The 15,868-nt window shown below is 40.3% G+C and carries 17 protein-coding genes and 1 pseudogene; all 18 read left to right on the plus strand.

Annotated features, from left to right (window positions below; all coding sequences use genetic code 11):
* Positions 1 to 1,209: 1,209 nt before the first annotated feature.
* The 18 genes and pseudogenes from R7E47_RS23400 (at position 1,210) to R7E47_RS23495 (ending at position 15,615) form a co-directional block, all read left to right on the plus strand.
* Complete coding sequence (locus R7E47_RS23400; RefSeq protein ID WP_258670751.1) at positions 1,210 to 1,887, plus strand: response regulator; 678 nt, start codon at positions 1,210 to 1,212, stop codon at positions 1,885 to 1,887.
* A gap of 117 nt (positions 1,888 to 2,004) precedes the next feature.
* Complete coding sequence (locus R7E47_RS23405) at positions 2,005 to 2,550, plus strand: GNAT family N-acetyltransferase (protein ID WP_054579716.1); 546 nt, start codon at positions 2,005 to 2,007, stop codon at positions 2,548 to 2,550.
* Positions 2,551 to 2,689: 139 nt separating this feature from the next.
* Positions 2,690 to 3,139 (plus strand): metal ABC transporter ATPase, encoded by a 450-nt coding sequence (locus R7E47_RS23410; RefSeq protein ID WP_213899035.1) that lies wholly within the window; start codon positions 2,690 to 2,692, stop codon positions 3,137 to 3,139.
* A 157-nt stretch (positions 3,140 to 3,296) separates the two neighbouring features.
* Complete coding sequence (locus R7E47_RS23415) at positions 3,297 to 3,569, plus strand: nicotinamide mononucleotide transporter (protein WP_318085083.1); 273 nt, start codon at positions 3,297 to 3,299, stop codon at positions 3,567 to 3,569.
* A gap of 147 nt (positions 3,570 to 3,716) precedes the next feature.
* A complete protein-coding gene (locus R7E47_RS23420) occupies positions 3,717 to 4,124 on the plus strand; it encodes a hypothetical protein (protein ID WP_151514880.1) in 408 nt (135 codons plus the stop codon).
* 227 nt (positions 4,125 to 4,351) lie between these two features.
* Complete coding sequence (locus tag R7E47_RS23430; protein ID WP_151514879.1) at positions 4,352 to 4,621, plus strand: hypothetical protein; 270 nt, start codon at positions 4,352 to 4,354, stop codon at positions 4,619 to 4,621.
* Between the two features lie 1,255 nt (positions 4,622 to 5,876).
* The gene (locus R7E47_RS23435; protein WP_151514877.1) at positions 5,877 to 6,377 is read left to right on the plus strand and encodes a hypothetical protein; all 501 of its coding nucleotides are present in this window, start codon (positions 5,877 to 5,879) and stop codon (positions 6,375 to 6,377) included.
* Positions 6,378 to 6,397: 20 nt separating this feature from the next.
* Positions 6,398 to 6,577 (plus strand): hypothetical protein, encoded by a 180-nt coding sequence (locus tag R7E47_RS23440; protein WP_151514876.1) that lies wholly within the window; start codon positions 6,398 to 6,400, stop codon positions 6,575 to 6,577.
* 282 nt (positions 6,578 to 6,859) lie between these two features.
* Positions 6,860 to 7,570, plus strand: a complete 711-nt coding sequence (locus R7E47_RS23445; RefSeq protein WP_085319494.1) for a YecA family protein — start codon at positions 6,860 to 6,862, stop codon at positions 7,568 to 7,570.
* Positions 7,571 to 7,676: 106 nt separating this feature from the next.
* Positions 7,677 to 8,069, plus strand: a complete 393-nt coding sequence (locus tag R7E47_RS23450) for a nuclear transport factor 2 family protein (RefSeq protein ID WP_140368014.1) — start codon at positions 7,677 to 7,679, stop codon at positions 8,067 to 8,069.
* Positions 8,070 to 8,189: 120 nt separating this feature from the next.
* Positions 8,190 to 8,699 (plus strand): annotated as a pseudogene (locus R7E47_RS23455) (hypothetical protein).
* Positions 8,700 to 8,845: 146 nt separating this feature from the next.
* Positions 8,846 to 9,292: a hypothetical protein gene (locus tag R7E47_RS23460; protein ID WP_242013345.1), complete on the plus strand. Its 447-nt coding sequence runs from the start codon at positions 8,846 to 8,848 to the stop codon at positions 9,290 to 9,292.
* A 700-nt stretch (positions 9,293 to 9,992) separates the two neighbouring features.
* Positions 9,993 to 10,739 carry a carbon-nitrogen hydrolase family protein gene (locus tag R7E47_RS23470; RefSeq protein WP_258669017.1) on the plus strand — a complete coding sequence of 249 codons (747 nt, stop codon included), beginning with the start codon at positions 9,993 to 9,995 and terminating at the stop codon, positions 10,737 to 10,739.
* A 141-nt stretch (positions 10,740 to 10,880) separates the two neighbouring features.
* Positions 10,881 to 11,705 (plus strand): DUF4393 domain-containing protein, encoded by an 825-nt coding sequence (locus R7E47_RS23475; protein ID WP_170890313.1) that lies wholly within the window; start codon positions 10,881 to 10,883, stop codon positions 11,703 to 11,705.
* Positions 11,706 to 11,863: 158 nt separating this feature from the next.
* A complete protein-coding gene (locus tag R7E47_RS23480) occupies positions 11,864 to 12,532 on the plus strand; it encodes a hypothetical protein (protein WP_318085084.1) in 669 nt (222 codons plus the stop codon).
* Between the two features lie 174 nt (positions 12,533 to 12,706).
* Positions 12,707 to 13,189, plus strand: a complete 483-nt coding sequence (locus tag R7E47_RS23485; protein WP_098415717.1) for a MazG-related protein — start codon at positions 12,707 to 12,709, stop codon at positions 13,187 to 13,189.
* 683 nt (positions 13,190 to 13,872) lie between these two features.
* On the plus strand, positions 13,873 to 14,340 hold the full coding sequence (locus R7E47_RS23490; RefSeq protein ID WP_025768909.1) for an NUDIX domain-containing protein: 468 nt from the start codon (positions 13,873 to 13,875) through the stop codon (positions 14,338 to 14,340).
* Between the two features lie 813 nt (positions 14,341 to 15,153).
* Positions 15,154 to 15,615 (plus strand): GNAT family N-acetyltransferase, encoded by a 462-nt coding sequence (locus R7E47_RS23495; RefSeq protein WP_242013344.1) that lies wholly within the window; start codon positions 15,154 to 15,156, stop codon positions 15,613 to 15,615.
* The last annotated feature ends 253 nt before the right edge of the window (positions 15,616 to 15,868 follow it).

The raw sequence follows: 15,868 nt of genomic DNA on the forward strand, positions 1-15,868 counted from the left end.
TATGCGTTGGTTTTAGTGTTTAAGGTGGTATGCGGCGGCTTTGGTATTGCGTTGCTCACCCCTTAACAGGGCGTTAGCACTGGGTTGGCATCAGAGATCAAAAGTCTTGGTGTTTATTGGTTTCTTTTCCTAGCTTTACACAGGAGCAAATGTGCCTTTCATGTTCGCTCTGGTGGCACTAGATGTGAAGTTTTCGCTTTGAGTTTATCGTTTACGGTTGCTAACTTTCGGGCTATTTCTCTGGTGTGGTTTCTTTAGTGCTGAGAAATTTTCGGCAAAACAAGCGTTGCTTTGTCGCTGTTGTTCAAGTTCGAAGCCCGTATTCTTTGCTAATTTGAAAGCGGTGAAAAAGGGCAGTTAAGCATGTTTTTCTTCTAGTCAACTTACGTCTTGATGTCTGTTTTTAGTTTGGCAGCTGTCCGTTTGGTTTAGTGTTTTAAGCCATAAGTTTCGTGCTATATTTCAATGTCTTGGCGTGTACCAAAAGCTTAAAGGGCAGCGTGCTAACAAACAGTTCAAGAGGGATTCAGCACGCGTGGCATTTTTGGTATGCGGTGGTTTCGGTGTTGAAGTGCCATGCGGAAGCTTAGGTATTGCGTGCTTCACCCCTTAACTGGGCGTTATGTTTCTTAGTCGCGTGTAGAAAACTATAGTTAATATTCAGATGCTTATTGTGGGAAAAGAGAGTTCATGGATGTGTATTCGTTACTAGCATTTGCGGCTTTTCTAGTGCTCATATCTTCAATGATAGTGCTCCTTGGGAGTAGTATTTCCCTCGGATTGCAGATGAAAAGAATAGACCCGAGTAGATATAAAGCGATCTATTTTTTGTTTGTTCCTTTTTCTAGTGCGCTTCTCTTTAATTACGTAAGAAGTAGCGAAAATATCTCGAAGTATCCTGAAAGTAGCTCTTGGTTGTTTACTGTCATTCGATATTCTATGGTGTCACTCTTCATATCCTTTGTTTTTATGGGATTTTCTGCTTTTTTAGCAGCAGGTAAAAGCTAAGTTTTTAGCCGGTAAAACTGTTCTGCTCATTTACGGTAACGTACTGGCGGGTGGTAATAAACATAACAAATTGTTCAAGAGTGATTCGGCACGCGTGGCATTTTTACTATGCGTTGATTTTAGTGGTTAAGGTGTTATGCGGGAGCTTAGGTATTGCGTGCCTCACACCTTAACAAGGCGTTAGCCATATAGGAGATATAAATGATATTTGGGGAAATAGATTTAGTAAAGCTCATGGAAGCCTTATCTAAAATCCTGTGGCCTTTGATTTTTGTGTACTTATTGTTTTCTTTTAAAAGCACGATTAAATCATTAATTGAGTCAGCGACATCACGGAAATTTACACTAAAAGTTGCTGGTAATGAGCTTACGATGGATGAAGTTACAGAGCAGCAAAGAATTATTATTTCTGATATGCAAAGTGAAATAGGTGACCTAAGAAAAGTAGTAGATGCTCTTTCGTCACGTGACGATACTCCCTTAGTTATTGATGAATCACATAGAGCGGAAAGTCAACGAATCAGTAGAGTATTGTGGGTAGATGATCAACCACAAAACAATGCATTTTTGATCGCTAACTTAGAGTCTATGGGAGTTACTGTGAAAACGGCGGAGTCTACTAAATCTGCATTAAATATGTACCGAAATGGCAGATATGACAGTGTTATATCAGATATGGGAAGACCGGAAGGAGACCGTGCTGGAATTGAGTTAGCTCGTGAAATTCGGATGATGGATAATGAAATCCCTATACATATTTATTGTGGTGGCTGGGCTGCCAAAAACTTGAGAGACGAAGCAATAGAGGCTGGAGTTAATAGTATAACTTCCTCTGGCACAGTATTGTTAAGTTCTTTAGACATTGGAGTACATGGCTAACAAAGCATTTAAGAGTGATTCGCAACGCTTGGCGGTTTCGCTTCCCTCAAGTATAGCCAAGCGCCGCTCACACCTTAATGCGGCGTTATGCGTAATTGATGGAGTACCGAGAATTAGATGGAAGTAGTAGAAGCGGAGAAATCGGATTTAGATTCATTCTTTGTGTATCTAGAAAATCAGCTGTCTGAAAATGGCAATGGAGAAGTTCCTCTTTTCCAGCCAATGTCCAGAGAGCAAAGTGAAATTCCTGAAACAACAAAAGATAAGTTTATCCAAGGCTTTTCTCATCAGTTTGGCGACTTAGGTTGGAGAAAACTTTGGGTTGTAAAAGACACCTCTGGAAATATCAAAGGTCATGTTGATCTTCGCCACCACAGTGATGGAAGCCGTTCTCACAGGGTTCTATTAGGTATGGGCGTAGATGTTTCTTGCCGGAAGCAAGGTCTTGGTCAAAGACTCATTGATGCTGTTATAAATTTCTGCCAAGAAAAAGCTGAAATTGACTGGCTTGATCTTTGTGTATTATCAGAGAATTTCCCAGCAAAGAACCTCTACCTAAAGGCAGGGTTCAATGTTGTTGGAGAGTTCAAAGATCAATATAGAATCGACGGTTTGTCAGTCTCGGAAACAGCAATGACAAAGTACGTCAAAAATTACGCATAACAAACTGTTCAAGAGTGATTCGCAACGCGTGGCATTTTCACTATGCGTTGCGTTTGGTGTTTAAGGTGGTATGCGGGAGCTTCGGTATTGCGTTGCTCACACCTTAACAGGGCGTTATATGCAATGGATTGGAATGTTTATGAAAGGATTTAATAACATCTTAACTGGTTTTTCCTGGGGAATTGGCTTCTCAGTTGCGCTCATTCTGAGTGGGTTGGTTTATACAAAGTTCGTTGAACCGTCGCTCGGAAATATTCTTGAAGACAAAGAAATCGATGATAAAGCAATTGAGTATTTGGCAGATTTCAAAACTGCCTATGGTTTAACATTGGAAAATGTCTTCAAAGATGGGGACGATGTGCGTTTGGCTGTCGTACAGGAAAACCTTACGGAAGAAGCGTTATATTCTCGTGAGGTTTTAGCATCTGCGTTCGATGTGAACGGTAATTTTATTGGTAATTGTATCGGTGAAAATGAAATCTTCATTATGCAGCCAAAAGAAACCTCTTATCTTGAAATCAAATGTGGGTTTGTGCCATCGCAAGTCGAGCAAATCGAATCATTTAAGTTAAGGGTTAAGCCGATTTAGTAAGCACCAGAAAATTGCATATAACAAACTGTTCAAGAGGGATTCACAACGCGTGGCATTTTCACTATGCGTTGGTTTATGTGTTTAGGGTGGTATGCGGCGGCTTCAGTATTGCGTTGCTCACCCCTTAACAGAACGTTATGTGCTTGGAGGAAAAATGGAATATTTTCAGTACTATGGAATCGACTGGGTTGCAATGGTACTTACGTTTCTTGCAATTTGGCAAATTGGAAATAAGAACAAAATCGGGTTCATTTTAATGATGTGCGGTAACACTAGTTGGGTAGCAGTTGGTTATCTTACTGGCAGTGTGGCAATGATAATTGCAAATATCATCTTTTTCTCAATGAACCTTAGAGCAATCATCAAATGGTCGACGCCAGAGAAAGAGCCTAAAGTTAGTGTTGTTGAGCAGTCATCTATAAGCTAGAAGTTCGCACATAACAAACTGTTCAAGAGTGATTCGCAACGCGTGGCATTTTTATTATGCGTTGGTTTTAGTGTTTAAGGTGGCATGCGACGGCATCGGTATTGCGTTGCTCACCCCTTAACAAGGCGTTATAACTCAGGAGGAAGAGTGGAAAATTTCCCAATAGAAAAGCTCAAATTTACAAGTGCAAAGATTTCTGGCGTAGATGGCGACGTTTCACTTGAGATAGGAATAGAGCCGTTTGAACTTAGTCTAGACGACTATTCTGAGAAAATAGAAACTGTAATTAGCCTAAACGGTATTAATTTGCCTACAGAGCTTAATGAACTTACTGGTAGAACATTTACTTTCTCTGTAAACCCAGATGACGGGTATATTGATGGGTCAGTTTACTTCTTTGCTGCTCATAGTCCCGTTGATATAACTGAAATTAAATTTGGTGAATCGACAAATGGAAAGTTACCTATGACACTTGAATCATCATGGGTACTGGAATTTGAGCTAACAGGGTTTAAAAACTTACATACAACAATCCACACGTATCTGAAGTTATAACAAACTGTTTAAGAGTGATTCGCAACGCGTAGCATTTTTACTATGCGTTGGTTTTGGTGTTTAAGGTAGTATGCAGAGACTTCGGTATAGCGTTGCTCACACCTTAACTGGGCGTTATACGTTTTCGACATCGTTACTACTGAATTCACTGAAGAAAAAGATGAGCTATAGAATTTTTCCAACGAGGTTTAGTAAGTAACTCTAAGATTAGAAGAATGGTATTTAGTATGGAACACAATCAAAAATTGGTATTTCAGATTCGCTCTAACTTGAAGAATTCTATCCATTTTTTATATTCTGAGGGTTTAGATGAACACGCAAAACAAGTTGCTAATCTGGTGAATCAGATTGATGACAAAGGGTTTATTACTAGCACGCACAAGGCTTGTCTTTATTCGACTCTTCGAGTGATGTTGGAGTCAAATACATATACTAAGTCTCTAGCTAGCCGTTCTTTAGATGATGCATATGAGCTTATAGTGAAAGCTTTGAGTTAAACGTATAACAAATTGTTCAAGAGTGATTCGGCACGCGTGGCATTTTTACTATGCGTTGGTTTTAGTGGTTAAGGTGTTATGCGGAGGCTTCGGTATTGTGCGCCTCACACCTTAACGAGGCGTTAGTACTGGGTTGGCATCAAAGGTCAAAAGTCTTGATGTTTATTGGTTTCTTTTCCCAACTTTACATCTATTCAAATGTGCCTTTCACGTTCGCTCCGGTGGCGCCAGATGTGAAGTTTTCGTTGTGAGTTTATCGTTTACGGTTTCTAACTTTTGGGCGATTTCTCTGGTGTGGTCTCTTTGGCGCTGAGAAATTATCGGCAAAACTAAGTTTCTCTGAAGCTGCCGTTAAAGTCCAAAGCCCGAATCCTTTTTTAATTTGAAAGCGTTGAAAAAGGGCAGTTTGGCATATTTTTCTTCTATCCAACTTGCATCTTGAAGTTAGCTTTTAGATTGGTTGTTACCCGTTTTGCTTCAGTGTTTTTAGTCACAAGTTTCGTGCTATATTTCAGCATCTTGGCGTGCGCCAAAAGCTTTAGGGGCAGCGTACTAACAAGCTGCTTAAGAGGGATTCACAACGCGTGGCATTTTTACTATGCGTTGGCTTTGGTGATTAAGGTGGTTTGCGGCGGCATCTGTATTGCGTTGTTCACCCCTTAGCAGAGCGTTAACTGGCGCAGAAAATACGAAAGCACAATGATACAGTTTCTAGGTTCAGAGATTTAGCGTGTTCGGTCGGTTTCCTTAGCTGAGCTAATGCGATTAATTTCAGTTTGATACTTAAGTTTACTGATGTGAAAGGCGGCACAAAGCCTTCTAATAAAATAAGGCATTCGCGATTAGTTCGGCGCACTTACATCGCCGAAGTATGGTGTTGTGAGACGCATTTCAAACTAAAGATAAACGGTAATCTTTTGGTTAAATACATATTTGAGTTAGCTTTGCTAATCATTAATTAGCAAAACGAGCTTTGGCGAAAGTGGCTGAAAGATCGGCGAAAACTGAAAGGCGCTCAGTTAACAAACTGTTCAAGAGGGATTCGCAACGCGTGGCATTTTTACTATGCGTTGGTTTAAGTGTTTAGGGTGGTATGCGGCGGCTTCAGTATTGCGTTGCTCACCCCTTAACAGAACGTTATATGCAAAATGTGAAAGTGTCAATTTTATCAGCGAGATGTGCACCTCAATGATTTTATGCCGATTTGTCTAAATACCGTGTTGGATTTAAAAATGTTTCCGATAAAGGAGGCGTTATGAAATCTACACACCTAGATGCTGAGCAGCGTTACTCGCAAGTTCGAATGAATACGATAAAAGCTGCTCAGGTTAAACTCAATAAAACTAGTGAATATAAAGATATAGAGCTGAAGTGCATTGATGGAAAGGCATTAAAGTTAGCTAGATGGTGGTCTAACTCTACAAAGCGTAAAGTCGACTGGGATTGGATTGAGGGTTACGCAGCGTTTAAGTTTAGATACCCAAAACGATTTGAACTCGCAATTTGGTCAAAAGGTGAACTTCTTAGCTTATCATTAGGCCGACCTACATATTATGGTAACTCAATGAGGTTAGATTTTATTGAGGCAAATCCAGATATATCCGGAACAAGGGTATTTCCCGCTACACTTTTTACTATGATTACATATGCTGAGTTACTGGGTGCGACAGAAGTGCGGGTAATGAAACCAATAAATGATGATGTTAAGAAGTACTATCAATCTTTTGGTTTAACATATGTTGTTAAAGGCGATTAATTATACATGAGGTTGTGAGCATGAATGAAGATAGAAATAATGTAGTACAACTAAAGAAACGCTCGCACAAACAAAAAGCTAGCGAACGATTTCTTGAGAGCATGGGTGATCAAACAGAACCAGAGGCATTAGCTTCAGGCGGTAAAATGGATGATGTTAGTTCTGAATGTGAGAGCAAAGATGACCAAGAGACAGAGTGATCAGACCCAAAAATCAAACGAAAGAAAAATGAAGGAAGTTGACCCAAATAAAATGACTTCCCAACTAGCAATAGCACTCTATCGAGCCTCAAAACGAAGCAAACTGCCAGTCTGAAGATTAGCATATAACAAGCTGTTTAAGAGTGATTCGCAACGCGTCGCATTTTTTGCTATGTGTTGCGTTTAGTGTTTGAGGTGGTATGCGGCCACTTCGGCATGGCGTTGCTCACACCTTAACAGGGCGTTATGTGAGTTGGTGGAGTCAGAGTTAAGGAAAATATAATGAACACAGAAGAATATTGGAGACTATGGGACGAGTCACTTTTGAGAACTCTTGGTTTAAACTTAAATCCATCGTTTGGAGCAGAGTTTGAGTTCAAAGATGTGCCTTTAGAAAAGATTCGAGGAACAATTTCTTTAATTGAAGATATCTTTACTAAAATTATTAAAAAAAGAGATCAAGATGGCGTTAGTCGCGAGATTACAAGGTTAGATTGCACAAGGTTGTCCTATGAATTACAAGGTGAATTAAAAAAGAACGGTATAAAGTCTATATTAGTTACTGGTGACTATGTTTTTCATGGCGAACCAATGTATAACGTATCAGAGAAATATATTTTTTCCCAATTAGGGGCATCATCACCAGGAATGGGATTGCATACTTGGCTTGTGCTGGATAATTATTTATTAGTTGATCCTTCAATAATAATTTTTAACGAAAAAGAAAAGTTTTTAGCAAAGGAAATAGATGGAAAACCGTATATTACGGATATAGAAAAAATCAATTCAGACTTGTTCTACATTCCTTTCGTTTTGGGGGAAGAGTATTTGATTAAAATTAATGCGCTTCATTCTATTTCCGACGTACTGTTACCTGATGTGGACGTCAAAGGTGACTTACATGCAAACGCATTGAGTGAACCTTCGAGAAATACACTTTGTCCATGTGATAGTGGTGATAAGTATAAATACTGTTGCGGTAAACTCACATAACAAAGCATTTAAGAGTGATTCGCAACGCTTGGCGTTTTCGCTTCGCTCAAGTAAAGCCAAGCGCTGCTCACACCTTAATGCGGCGTTATGTGCTTGGAGGGAAATAATGAATTCAAAGGAAGTCGTCTTAGCTTTTTGGAACGCAATGAAAACTAATGATTTCGCGAAAGCAAGTGAGTGGCTTAGCCCAGGTTTTGAAGGGTTTTGGCCTCAATCTGGTGAGCTTATTGTTGGACGAGACAACTTCACAGCAATCAACTCTTACTATCCAGCAAATGGTACTTGGGAATTCGTCGTTCATTCAATCGTCTGCGATGGCGAAACAGTAGTCACTGATGTTTCTATAACTGATAGCGTTCAAAAGGCGCGTGCTATTACTTTCCATACGGTAGAAAATGGGCTTATCCGTAAACAGAAAGAGTTCTGGCCAGACCCAATGGAAGCGCAGGAGTGGCGTTCCAAGTGGGTGACGGTGGTGCAAGAGCAGGCACGCACATAACAAAGCGTTCAAGAGGGATTCTCAACGCTTGGCAATTTTGGTTCTAAGTTTAGCTTTAGTGTTTATGGCACAATAATTTAGGTTTGGTGGCTTGCGTTGTTCACCCCTTAACGCGGCGTTATGTTCTTGGAGGACATGGTGGAATATCAAAGGGACAGGGTAACTTTTAGCGTTTTTCAGAAACTTGTTGTAAAGCTGTATAAAGCCCTCGTATTCAAGCTTTCAAACAAAAAAGAGAAGCTAGAATGGCAGCTAATCTTGATAGCCGATTGTTTACGAATCATTGGGCTTTGTAGGTTAGCTTATCGGATGGCTTCCAAAGTGCATACTTCAACGTCTAGCGTTAAGAACAAGTTCTGATCAACCCATGTTTCAGGTATGGCTCTGCAATATTCAGGTGACATGATTGGCGCTGAAAAAGCATTCTTAAAAAGCCAGGACTTTGCTTGTGAGCTTTCTTTGAGTTTTAGCTTGCAGCATTTGGGTAAATTGAACGTTGAGGTTGGCAACTATAAACTGGCAGAGCAACAGTTCATAGAAGCATTGGCAATTCGAGAAAAGTTGAAACGGACTGACTTGGTAGAGTCGACTAGCAGGGCGATTCGAGGACTACAAAAGCTACGAACATAACAAACTGTTTAAGAGTGATTCGCAACGCGTGGCATTTTAACTATGCGTTGGTTTTGGTGTTTAAGGTGGTATGCAGTGGCATCGGTATTGCGTTGCTCACACCTTAACAGGGCGTTATGAGGCGTCGTTATTTAGCTTAGAGATTTATGATGAAAAAAGGATTTATTTACCTATTGCCTCTGCTTCTCGTTGGCTGCTCAGCGAAAGTTGATAAGCTGAGTTACTTGAAAGTATGGGATGACAAATGGCAAGAGTGCGACAAAATTGGTAAACAAACGATATTAGATTTCCCCAAATCTGAATGGTTTGAAAGCTTGAGCCTTGACGATAAAAGAGAAGTATTCTTATACATTCACTTTCTTAAGGACTATGAGTGCACTCAAGTCGAGGCGAGCAATCTCAAGGCTGTGTTAAATGAAGTAGATATCACTACTTTAAATGAAGTCTTAAAAGGTTTTATCTATTTTGACAAGCCAAGTGATTCAAGAATTCAGCATTTAGACCAGCGACAAGTGGAGGTCTTGTCTGGCGAAATCAGTAGCCCTTTTAATGCCTTATCTACGGCTGAAACAATGGGGCTAGTTGAACACTAGTGAGAGCGCGCCTCATAACAAATTGTTCAAGAGTGATTCGGCACGCGTGGCATTTTAACTATGCGTTGGTTTTAGTGGTTAAGGTGTTATGCGGAAGCTTCGGTATTGCGTGCCTCACACCTTAATGCGGTGTTAGCACTGGGTTGGCATCAAAGACTAAAAGTTTCTGTTTTTATTGGTTTCTTTTCCTCGCTTTACACCTGTTCAGTTATGCCTTTCAGGTTCGCTCCGGTGGCACTAGATGTGAAGTTTTCGCTTTTAGTTTATCGTTTACGGTTTCTAACTTTCGGGCTATTTCTCTGGCGTGGTTTCTTTGGCGCTGAGAAATTTTCGGCAAAACAAGCGTTTCTTTGTCGCTGTTGTTCAAGTTCGAAGCCCGCATTCTTTGCTAATTTAAAAGCGGTAAAAAAGGGCAGTTAGGCATGTTTTTCTTCTAGCCAACTTACGTCTTGATGTTTGTTTTTAGTTTGGCAGTTGTCCGTTTGGTTTAGTGTTTTAAGCTATAAGTTTCGTGCTATGTTTCAATACCTTGGTGTGTACCAAAAGCTTAAAGGGCAGCGTGCTAACAAACAGTTTAAGAGGGATTCAGCACGCGTGGCATTTTTGGTATGCGGCTGATTTCGGTGTTGAAGTGCCATGCAATAGCTTTGGTATTGCGTGCTTCACCCCTTAACTGGGCGTTATGTTTTAAGGAGGAAACTTGGAAACAGGTGTAACTATAAGCTTGGCTCAAATCCCGATCGTCAGAGGCGACTTATGTGGAAATATTGAAAATCACATTAAAATGATCGAGGAATCGTCTTCTTACAAAGCTGATGTTGTCGTTTTTCCGGAATTATCATTGACGGGCTATGAGTTAGATTTAGTTGCTGAGCTAGCGTTTTCGCCTGAGCCGTCGAGTTTTAAAGAACTCTCTCAAGCGTCAGTTGAAAATGATATTATAGTTATTGCAGGTTGTCCGCTAAAAGCTAACAATTCCTCAAAGCCAACAATAGGTGCGGTAGTTTATTTTCCCGATGGCTCAGTCCAATTTTATTCAAAGCAATATCTGCATGAAGGCGAAGATAATTATTGTTCGTTTGGGGCGACGGATTACTTCTTTACTGTGAATGGGTATCAAATAGCATTGGCTATTTGTGCCGACTTTATAACGTCGGAACATTCTCTGCGGGCTAAAAAGCTTGGTGCAGATGCTTATGTTGTAAGTGCTCTAATTTCTGGTAATGGTTTTACCCCTGATTCTAAAATCCTATCCGAAATTGCTTTAGAGCAACGAGTTCCAGTACTTCTAAGCAACCATATCTCAGAAACAGGTGGCTGGAAAACTTGTGGTAAAAGCTCAGTCTGGGATTCATTTGGGAAGCTCATTATTAGCTCTAGTGAAAAAGACAGTGGTTTGGTTTTGTGTACTATTGCTGGCAATGAGATCGAGGCTACTAAAACATAACAAACAATTTAAGAGTGATTCAGCACGCTTGGCATTTTTGGTTTGGGTCTAATTTAGTGTTTACGGTGTTCAAATCTAGTGCTGTAGTAGCGTGCTTCACACCTTAATTGGGCGTTAGAAGAATAAGGAACAATTCCAATTATGACTAATGAAAGTAGTAACGAGAGCAATATTGAAGGAACTATCAATGCCGTAACTGGATTAGCTAAAGCTATTCCAGTTTATGAAGACGCATTACAACCTGCTGCGAAGGAAATAGGAAAGGCCTTAGGCACAGTAGCAAAAACTGTCAATGTAGCATTGGCTCCTGTCTCTGCGTTAGTTTGGGGTTATGACAAAATTAAAGATTTTGTTGATACAAAAGTGTCCGAGAAGTTATCTAATGTAAAAGATGAAGACATCGTTTCTCCTCCGCCAAATGTAGCAGGCCCTGCGCTCGAATCACTCAAGTACACAGGTAGCATAGAAGAATTGAAAGAGCTTTATGCTAACTTGATCGCTTCAAGTATGGATAAAAATACAACTCATAAAGCTCATCCATCTTTTGTAGAAATAATTAAGCAGCTGTCATCAGATGAGGCTAAATTGCTTGTTTACTTTGCTTCATCAGGTTCTGCTCCTATTGTAGACATAAAAAATAACCGTAAAGACAAATCGGGTGGTAGATATGAGTATAGGTATTTCACCAATATTGGTGAGAAACTTAAATTGGAGAATTTGGGATTAAACTCTTCGTATTGGAGTAATTTAATTCGTTTAGGGCTTGTTGATATCCCAGATAATTTTCAACTCATTGAAGAAGGTATCTACGACGATATTATTTCTCATACGGCGGTCAAAAGTATAGTTAGTAATATCAACAAACAAGAGGGTAGAGTTGCCGAAATAATAAAAACGGCTGTTCTTGTAACCGATTTGGGTCGTCAATTTATTGATGTTTGTGTAGTAGATCATCGAACACAATAATTCTTCTAACAAACTGTTCAAGAGTGATTCGCAACGCGTAGCATTTTTACTATGCGTTGCGTTTGGTGATTAAGGTGGTATGCGGCGGCATCGGTATTGCGTTGCTCACACCTTAACTGGGCGTTAGAACTTACTACTGAAAAATCATAGAGCGAGAAATGAAAGAGTTGCTTTTATTATCAGCTTTGCTATTTGGAGCAAACGTTTTAGCACAAGAAAAGATCGACCTTGATAGCTCCTATTGGGAAATCGTTCCTAATGGTCATACTATAATTGAGGTTATTCATGGTGACCTGAATGGAGATGGTAGAGACGATATTGTTTTGATGATACAAGGTACAGACCAAAACAAAATGGTCACTGATAAGTACCGTGGTCAGTTAGATCTCAACCGAAGAGGAATTATTGTTGCTTTAAGAAATAACGACGAGTACGACGTCGTTGTTGAAAATGACAATTGCTTCTTTTCTGTTGATGAAGAAGGAAGGGCTAAAGAAATCTTAATGAGTATTACAAAAGGAAACTTACATATTGATTTTTTAGATGGTCGATTTGAGAACCAGTGGAGTTACAACTTCCGTTACCAAGATTCAGATCTTGAGTTAATCGGTTATGACGCAATGGCTAATCGAGGTCCTAGAGTGGGGGTAGTTACTAGTATTAATTACCTGACAAAAAAGATGCTCACTACAGAAAATGTTAGTGAGCTTGATGATGATGTCCCAATATTTAAAGAGAAGTGGTCAACCTTTGTTCTTGAACACAGATTTAAGTTAAGCCAAATCAGCGACTTTACTGAATTTGGTGATGGTGTACGAAATAGATAGATCCGCAGTGAGACGTCATTCTAACAAACTGTTTAAGAGTGATTCACAACGCGTGGCATTTTTACTATGCGTTGATTTTAGTGTTTAAGGTGGTTTGCGGCAGCTTTTGTATTGCGTTGCTCACTACTTAACGCGGCGTTATGGCGCAGGGCAAAATTCAGCTAAGGGAGCTAGATGAGTGATAAAGTTAAAGTAGCCTTGCAGTGGCTCAAAGAAATCTTGGATGCAGAGGTTGTGGAGTATCAAATAGTAGGTGGATTAGCGGCAACTATTTATGGTGGAAGTCGGGAAGTCGCAGATATAGATCTTTATATTCGAAACTCAGACGCAGATAAAGTGTTATCGCATGTATCAAAATACATATCCAAACCGTTAACTCATTATGTCGAATATGGTTGGGATTTAGAGTATTTCCAATTGGTTTACCAAAATCAAAAAATTGAAATCGGTTTGTCTGAACATACTAAGATACAATCACATCAAGATGGCTCTTGGCACCAGCTTGAAATCTCCTTTTCAGAATCAGTTATTAAAAATTATCAAGGCATAGAGTTGCCAGTTATCCCAGTTCATCGTTTAGTCGAGTACAAGCGGATATTGGGCAGGGAAGTAGACCAAATTGACATACAAGAGCTAACGTTGAGCGTAGCGCCATAACAAATTGTTCAAGAGTGATTCGGCACGCGTGGCATTTTTACTATGCATTGGTTTTAGTGGTTAAGGTGTCATGCGGAAGCATTGGTATCGCGTGCCTCACACCTTAACAAGGCGTTAGTGCGGGTTTGACATCAACGGTCACAAGTTTTGGTGTTTATCTGTTTTGGTGCTCGAATTTACACCTTTCAGTTAATGCCTTTCACGTTCTTTCCGGTGGCACTATATGCGGAGTGTTCGCTTTGATTTCACCGTTTACGGTTTCTAACTCTTAGCCTATTTCTTTTGCGCTTCTTCATTTTCGTGGTGGCTTTTGAGAGAATCTCGATTACTTTTGGTGTTGCCGTCCGGAGTTCGAGGATCGAATCCTTTTCTAATTTGAAGTCCGTAAAAATAGGGGAGTTCAGCGCGTTTTTCTTCTAGCCAACTTTCGTCTCTCAATGCCGATAAGGTTTTGTAGCTGCCCGTCTCACTTCAGTGTTCGAAGCCTTTCATATTATGCCACTTTTCAATATCTTGGAGCGCACAAATAGAAGTAGCGCATGTACTAACAAATTGCTTAAGAGTGATTCGTAACGCGTGGCATTTTTACTATGCGGTGGCTTATGATGATTAAGGCGCTGTGCGGTAGCTTTTGTATTGCGTTACTCACACCTTAGCAAGGCGTTAGCTTTCAAGGAGGAAAATTGAGCTCAAGTGACTATATCAAAGAGGTTCGTTCTAAGGTTGGAACAATGTCACTTCTTATCCCCGGCGTTGCGGGTGTCATTTTAAATGAAAACAAAGAGCTACTACTTCAGCAAAAATCAGATGGCACATGGAGCCTTCCAGCCGGAATGATTGAACCTCAAGAGTCGCCAGTGCAAGCATTGATCAGGGAAGTTCGCGAGGAAACAGGTTTGGCTGTAAAAGTAGAACGCCTACTTGGTGTATTCGGCGGTGAGGGTTTTGGTTTTACATACCCAAATGGTGATCAAGTTGAATACACAGTCATCATGTTCAAATGTGTAGTAGAAAGTTGTTCTCAATCCGCACTTGATGATGAAATGGTATGCCTTAAATGGTTTTCAAAAGGAAATATGCCAAGGCTTGAGCTGCCTTACCCGTTGGATTGTTTGTTTGCAGAAAATGATTCAGCGTACTTCGTTGGCTAGAAAGCTAACAAATTGTTCAAGAGTGATTCGGCACGCGTGGCATTTTTACTATGCGTTAGGTTCAGTGGTTAAGGTGGTATGCGGTGGCTTAGGTATTGCGTGCCTCACACCTTAACAAGGCGTTAGTTTGCAAGAGGAAAACGCAGCTATATCGCAAGATCTAGTGGTAAAAGCTCAAAGTCGAAATTGTCGTATCGACGTTCAATTTCAGTGTTAACGAGCGTGGTGAAAATCCAAAATTGGCATCTTTTTAACGGTTAGTTTGTTCTTTGGTGTGGCGACTTTTGGGTTAATTGAGCTGAACTCTTTTGTTGAAACTCTGCTCGTTGAGTTTGTTGGTACAAACGCTGATTTACTCGCAGAAATGGCGTTTTCTCTGGTGTGGTAAGTTCATGTGGTCTCAGTGGCTCTGTTGAAAGTCCGCATTGTGAGATTGGTTTTCCAAAAGCACTTTTTGGTGTTGTGAGTTCGTTTTCTGCGGCGTTGTTTGTTCCACGTGGTTTCATTGAGTAGCCGCTTTGAGACTACGCCTGACTTGAGTGCATCAAAACACATAAAGTTTATTGTTTGCAAAGTTTAAAATGACTTAAAATCAACGCTTTGGGTTTGCAAACTAACAAACTTCTCAAGAGGGATTCGCAACGCGTGGCATTTTTACTATGCGTTGAATTTAGTGATTAAGGTGGTTTGCGGCAGCTTTTGTATTGCGCTGCTCACCCCTTAGCAGGGCGTTATGAAACAAGGAGAGTTCAGAAATTGAAGATACAGACAGATAGATTGGAAATGGTTCAAATTACGGCTGATGACTGAGGTTTGTTTCAGTCTTTGAATCAAGACCCTGGAGTAATTAGCCTATGTTTTGATGAACCATCACCTGACGCTATGAAGGAAAGCTTTGAGTCGAGGCTTCCTACTTGGAATAAAAGATCAGGTCATTGGTTGTGTTTGACTATTACACTGAATGATACGGGTGAAAAAATAGGTGTTACTGGTTTCCGTATAACTGAAGGCAAAGCTGAAGTTGGTTACTTAATTCTGCCTAAACATCATGGTCAAGGATTCGGTACAGAGTCTTTAAAAGCTTTAATTGAGTGGGCTTCGGAGGAACAAGGTATTCAATCGTTCAGCGCAATAGTGACCGAAGGAAATGTTGGTTCAGAGAAAGTGCTTACTAAAAGTGGTTTCTCTTTGACAAAAGTCGTGCCGGAAGCTTATGAATTAGGTGGTAAGTTGTACGCAGACCATATCTACAGCTACGAAAATATTGTTTCATAACAAAGCATTTAAGGGTGACTCTCAACGCTTGGCGATCTCAGTTTACACTTGGCTTTAATGTTTAAGGTGTAATGGTTTGGGTTAGGTGTTTAGCGTTGTTCGCACCTTAATGCGGCGTTAACTGGATTGGTGACGAGGTAAGTCCGATGAAAAGAATTGCGGTCATTGGTTCCGGCGGTTCGGGTAAATCCACATTTTCGGCACTATTAGGTACAGAGTTGAATTTGCCTGTTCATCATCTCGATCAGCTATA

The sequence above is a fragment of the Vibrio sp. Vb1026 genome (genome assembly GCF_033338745.1).
Classification (GTDB): domain Bacteria; phylum Pseudomonadota; class Gammaproteobacteria; order Enterobacterales; family Vibrionaceae; genus Vibrio; species Vibrio alginolyticus.

What these genes read in the sequence shown, in the direction of transcription:
- R7E47_RS23400 (WP_258670751.1), top strand. Translation starts at nt 1,210, where the DNA reads ATGATATTTGGGGAAATAGATTTAGTAAAGCTCATGGAAGCCTTATCT.
- R7E47_RS23405 (WP_054579716.1), top strand. Translation starts at nt 2,005, where the DNA reads ATGGAAGTAGTAGAAGCGGAGAAATCGGATTTAGATTCATTCTTTGTG.
- R7E47_RS23410 (WP_213899035.1), top strand. Translation starts at nt 2,690, where the DNA reads ATGAAAGGATTTAATAACATCTTAACTGGTTTTTCCTGGGGAATTGGC.
- R7E47_RS23415 (WP_318085083.1), top strand. Translation starts at nt 3,297, where the DNA reads ATGGAATATTTTCAGTACTATGGAATCGACTGGGTTGCAATGGTACTT.
- R7E47_RS23430 (WP_151514879.1), top strand. Translation starts at nt 4,352, where the DNA reads ATGGAACACAATCAAAAATTGGTATTTCAGATTCGCTCTAACTTGAAG.
- R7E47_RS23435 (WP_151514877.1), top strand. Translation starts at nt 5,877, where the DNA reads ATGAAATCTACACACCTAGATGCTGAGCAGCGTTACTCGCAAGTTCGA.
- R7E47_RS23440 (WP_151514876.1), top strand. Translation starts at nt 6,398, where the DNA reads ATGAATGAAGATAGAAATAATGTAGTACAACTAAAGAAACGCTCGCAC.
- R7E47_RS23445 (WP_085319494.1), top strand. Translation starts at nt 6,860, where the DNA reads ATGAACACAGAAGAATATTGGAGACTATGGGACGAGTCACTTTTGAGA.
- R7E47_RS23450 (WP_140368014.1), top strand. Translation starts at nt 7,677, where the DNA reads ATGAATTCAAAGGAAGTCGTCTTAGCTTTTTGGAACGCAATGAAAACT.
- R7E47_RS23460 (WP_242013345.1), top strand. Translation starts at nt 8,846, where the DNA reads ATGATGAAAAAAGGATTTATTTACCTATTGCCTCTGCTTCTCGTTGGC.
- R7E47_RS23475 (WP_170890313.1), top strand. Translation starts at nt 10,881, where the DNA reads ATGACTAATGAAAGTAGTAACGAGAGCAATATTGAAGGAACTATCAAT.
- R7E47_RS23480 (WP_318085084.1), top strand. Translation starts at nt 11,864, where the DNA reads ATGAAAGAGTTGCTTTTATTATCAGCTTTGCTATTTGGAGCAAACGTT.
- R7E47_RS23485 (WP_098415717.1), top strand. Translation starts at nt 12,707, where the DNA reads ATGAGTGATAAAGTTAAAGTAGCCTTGCAGTGGCTCAAAGAAATCTTG.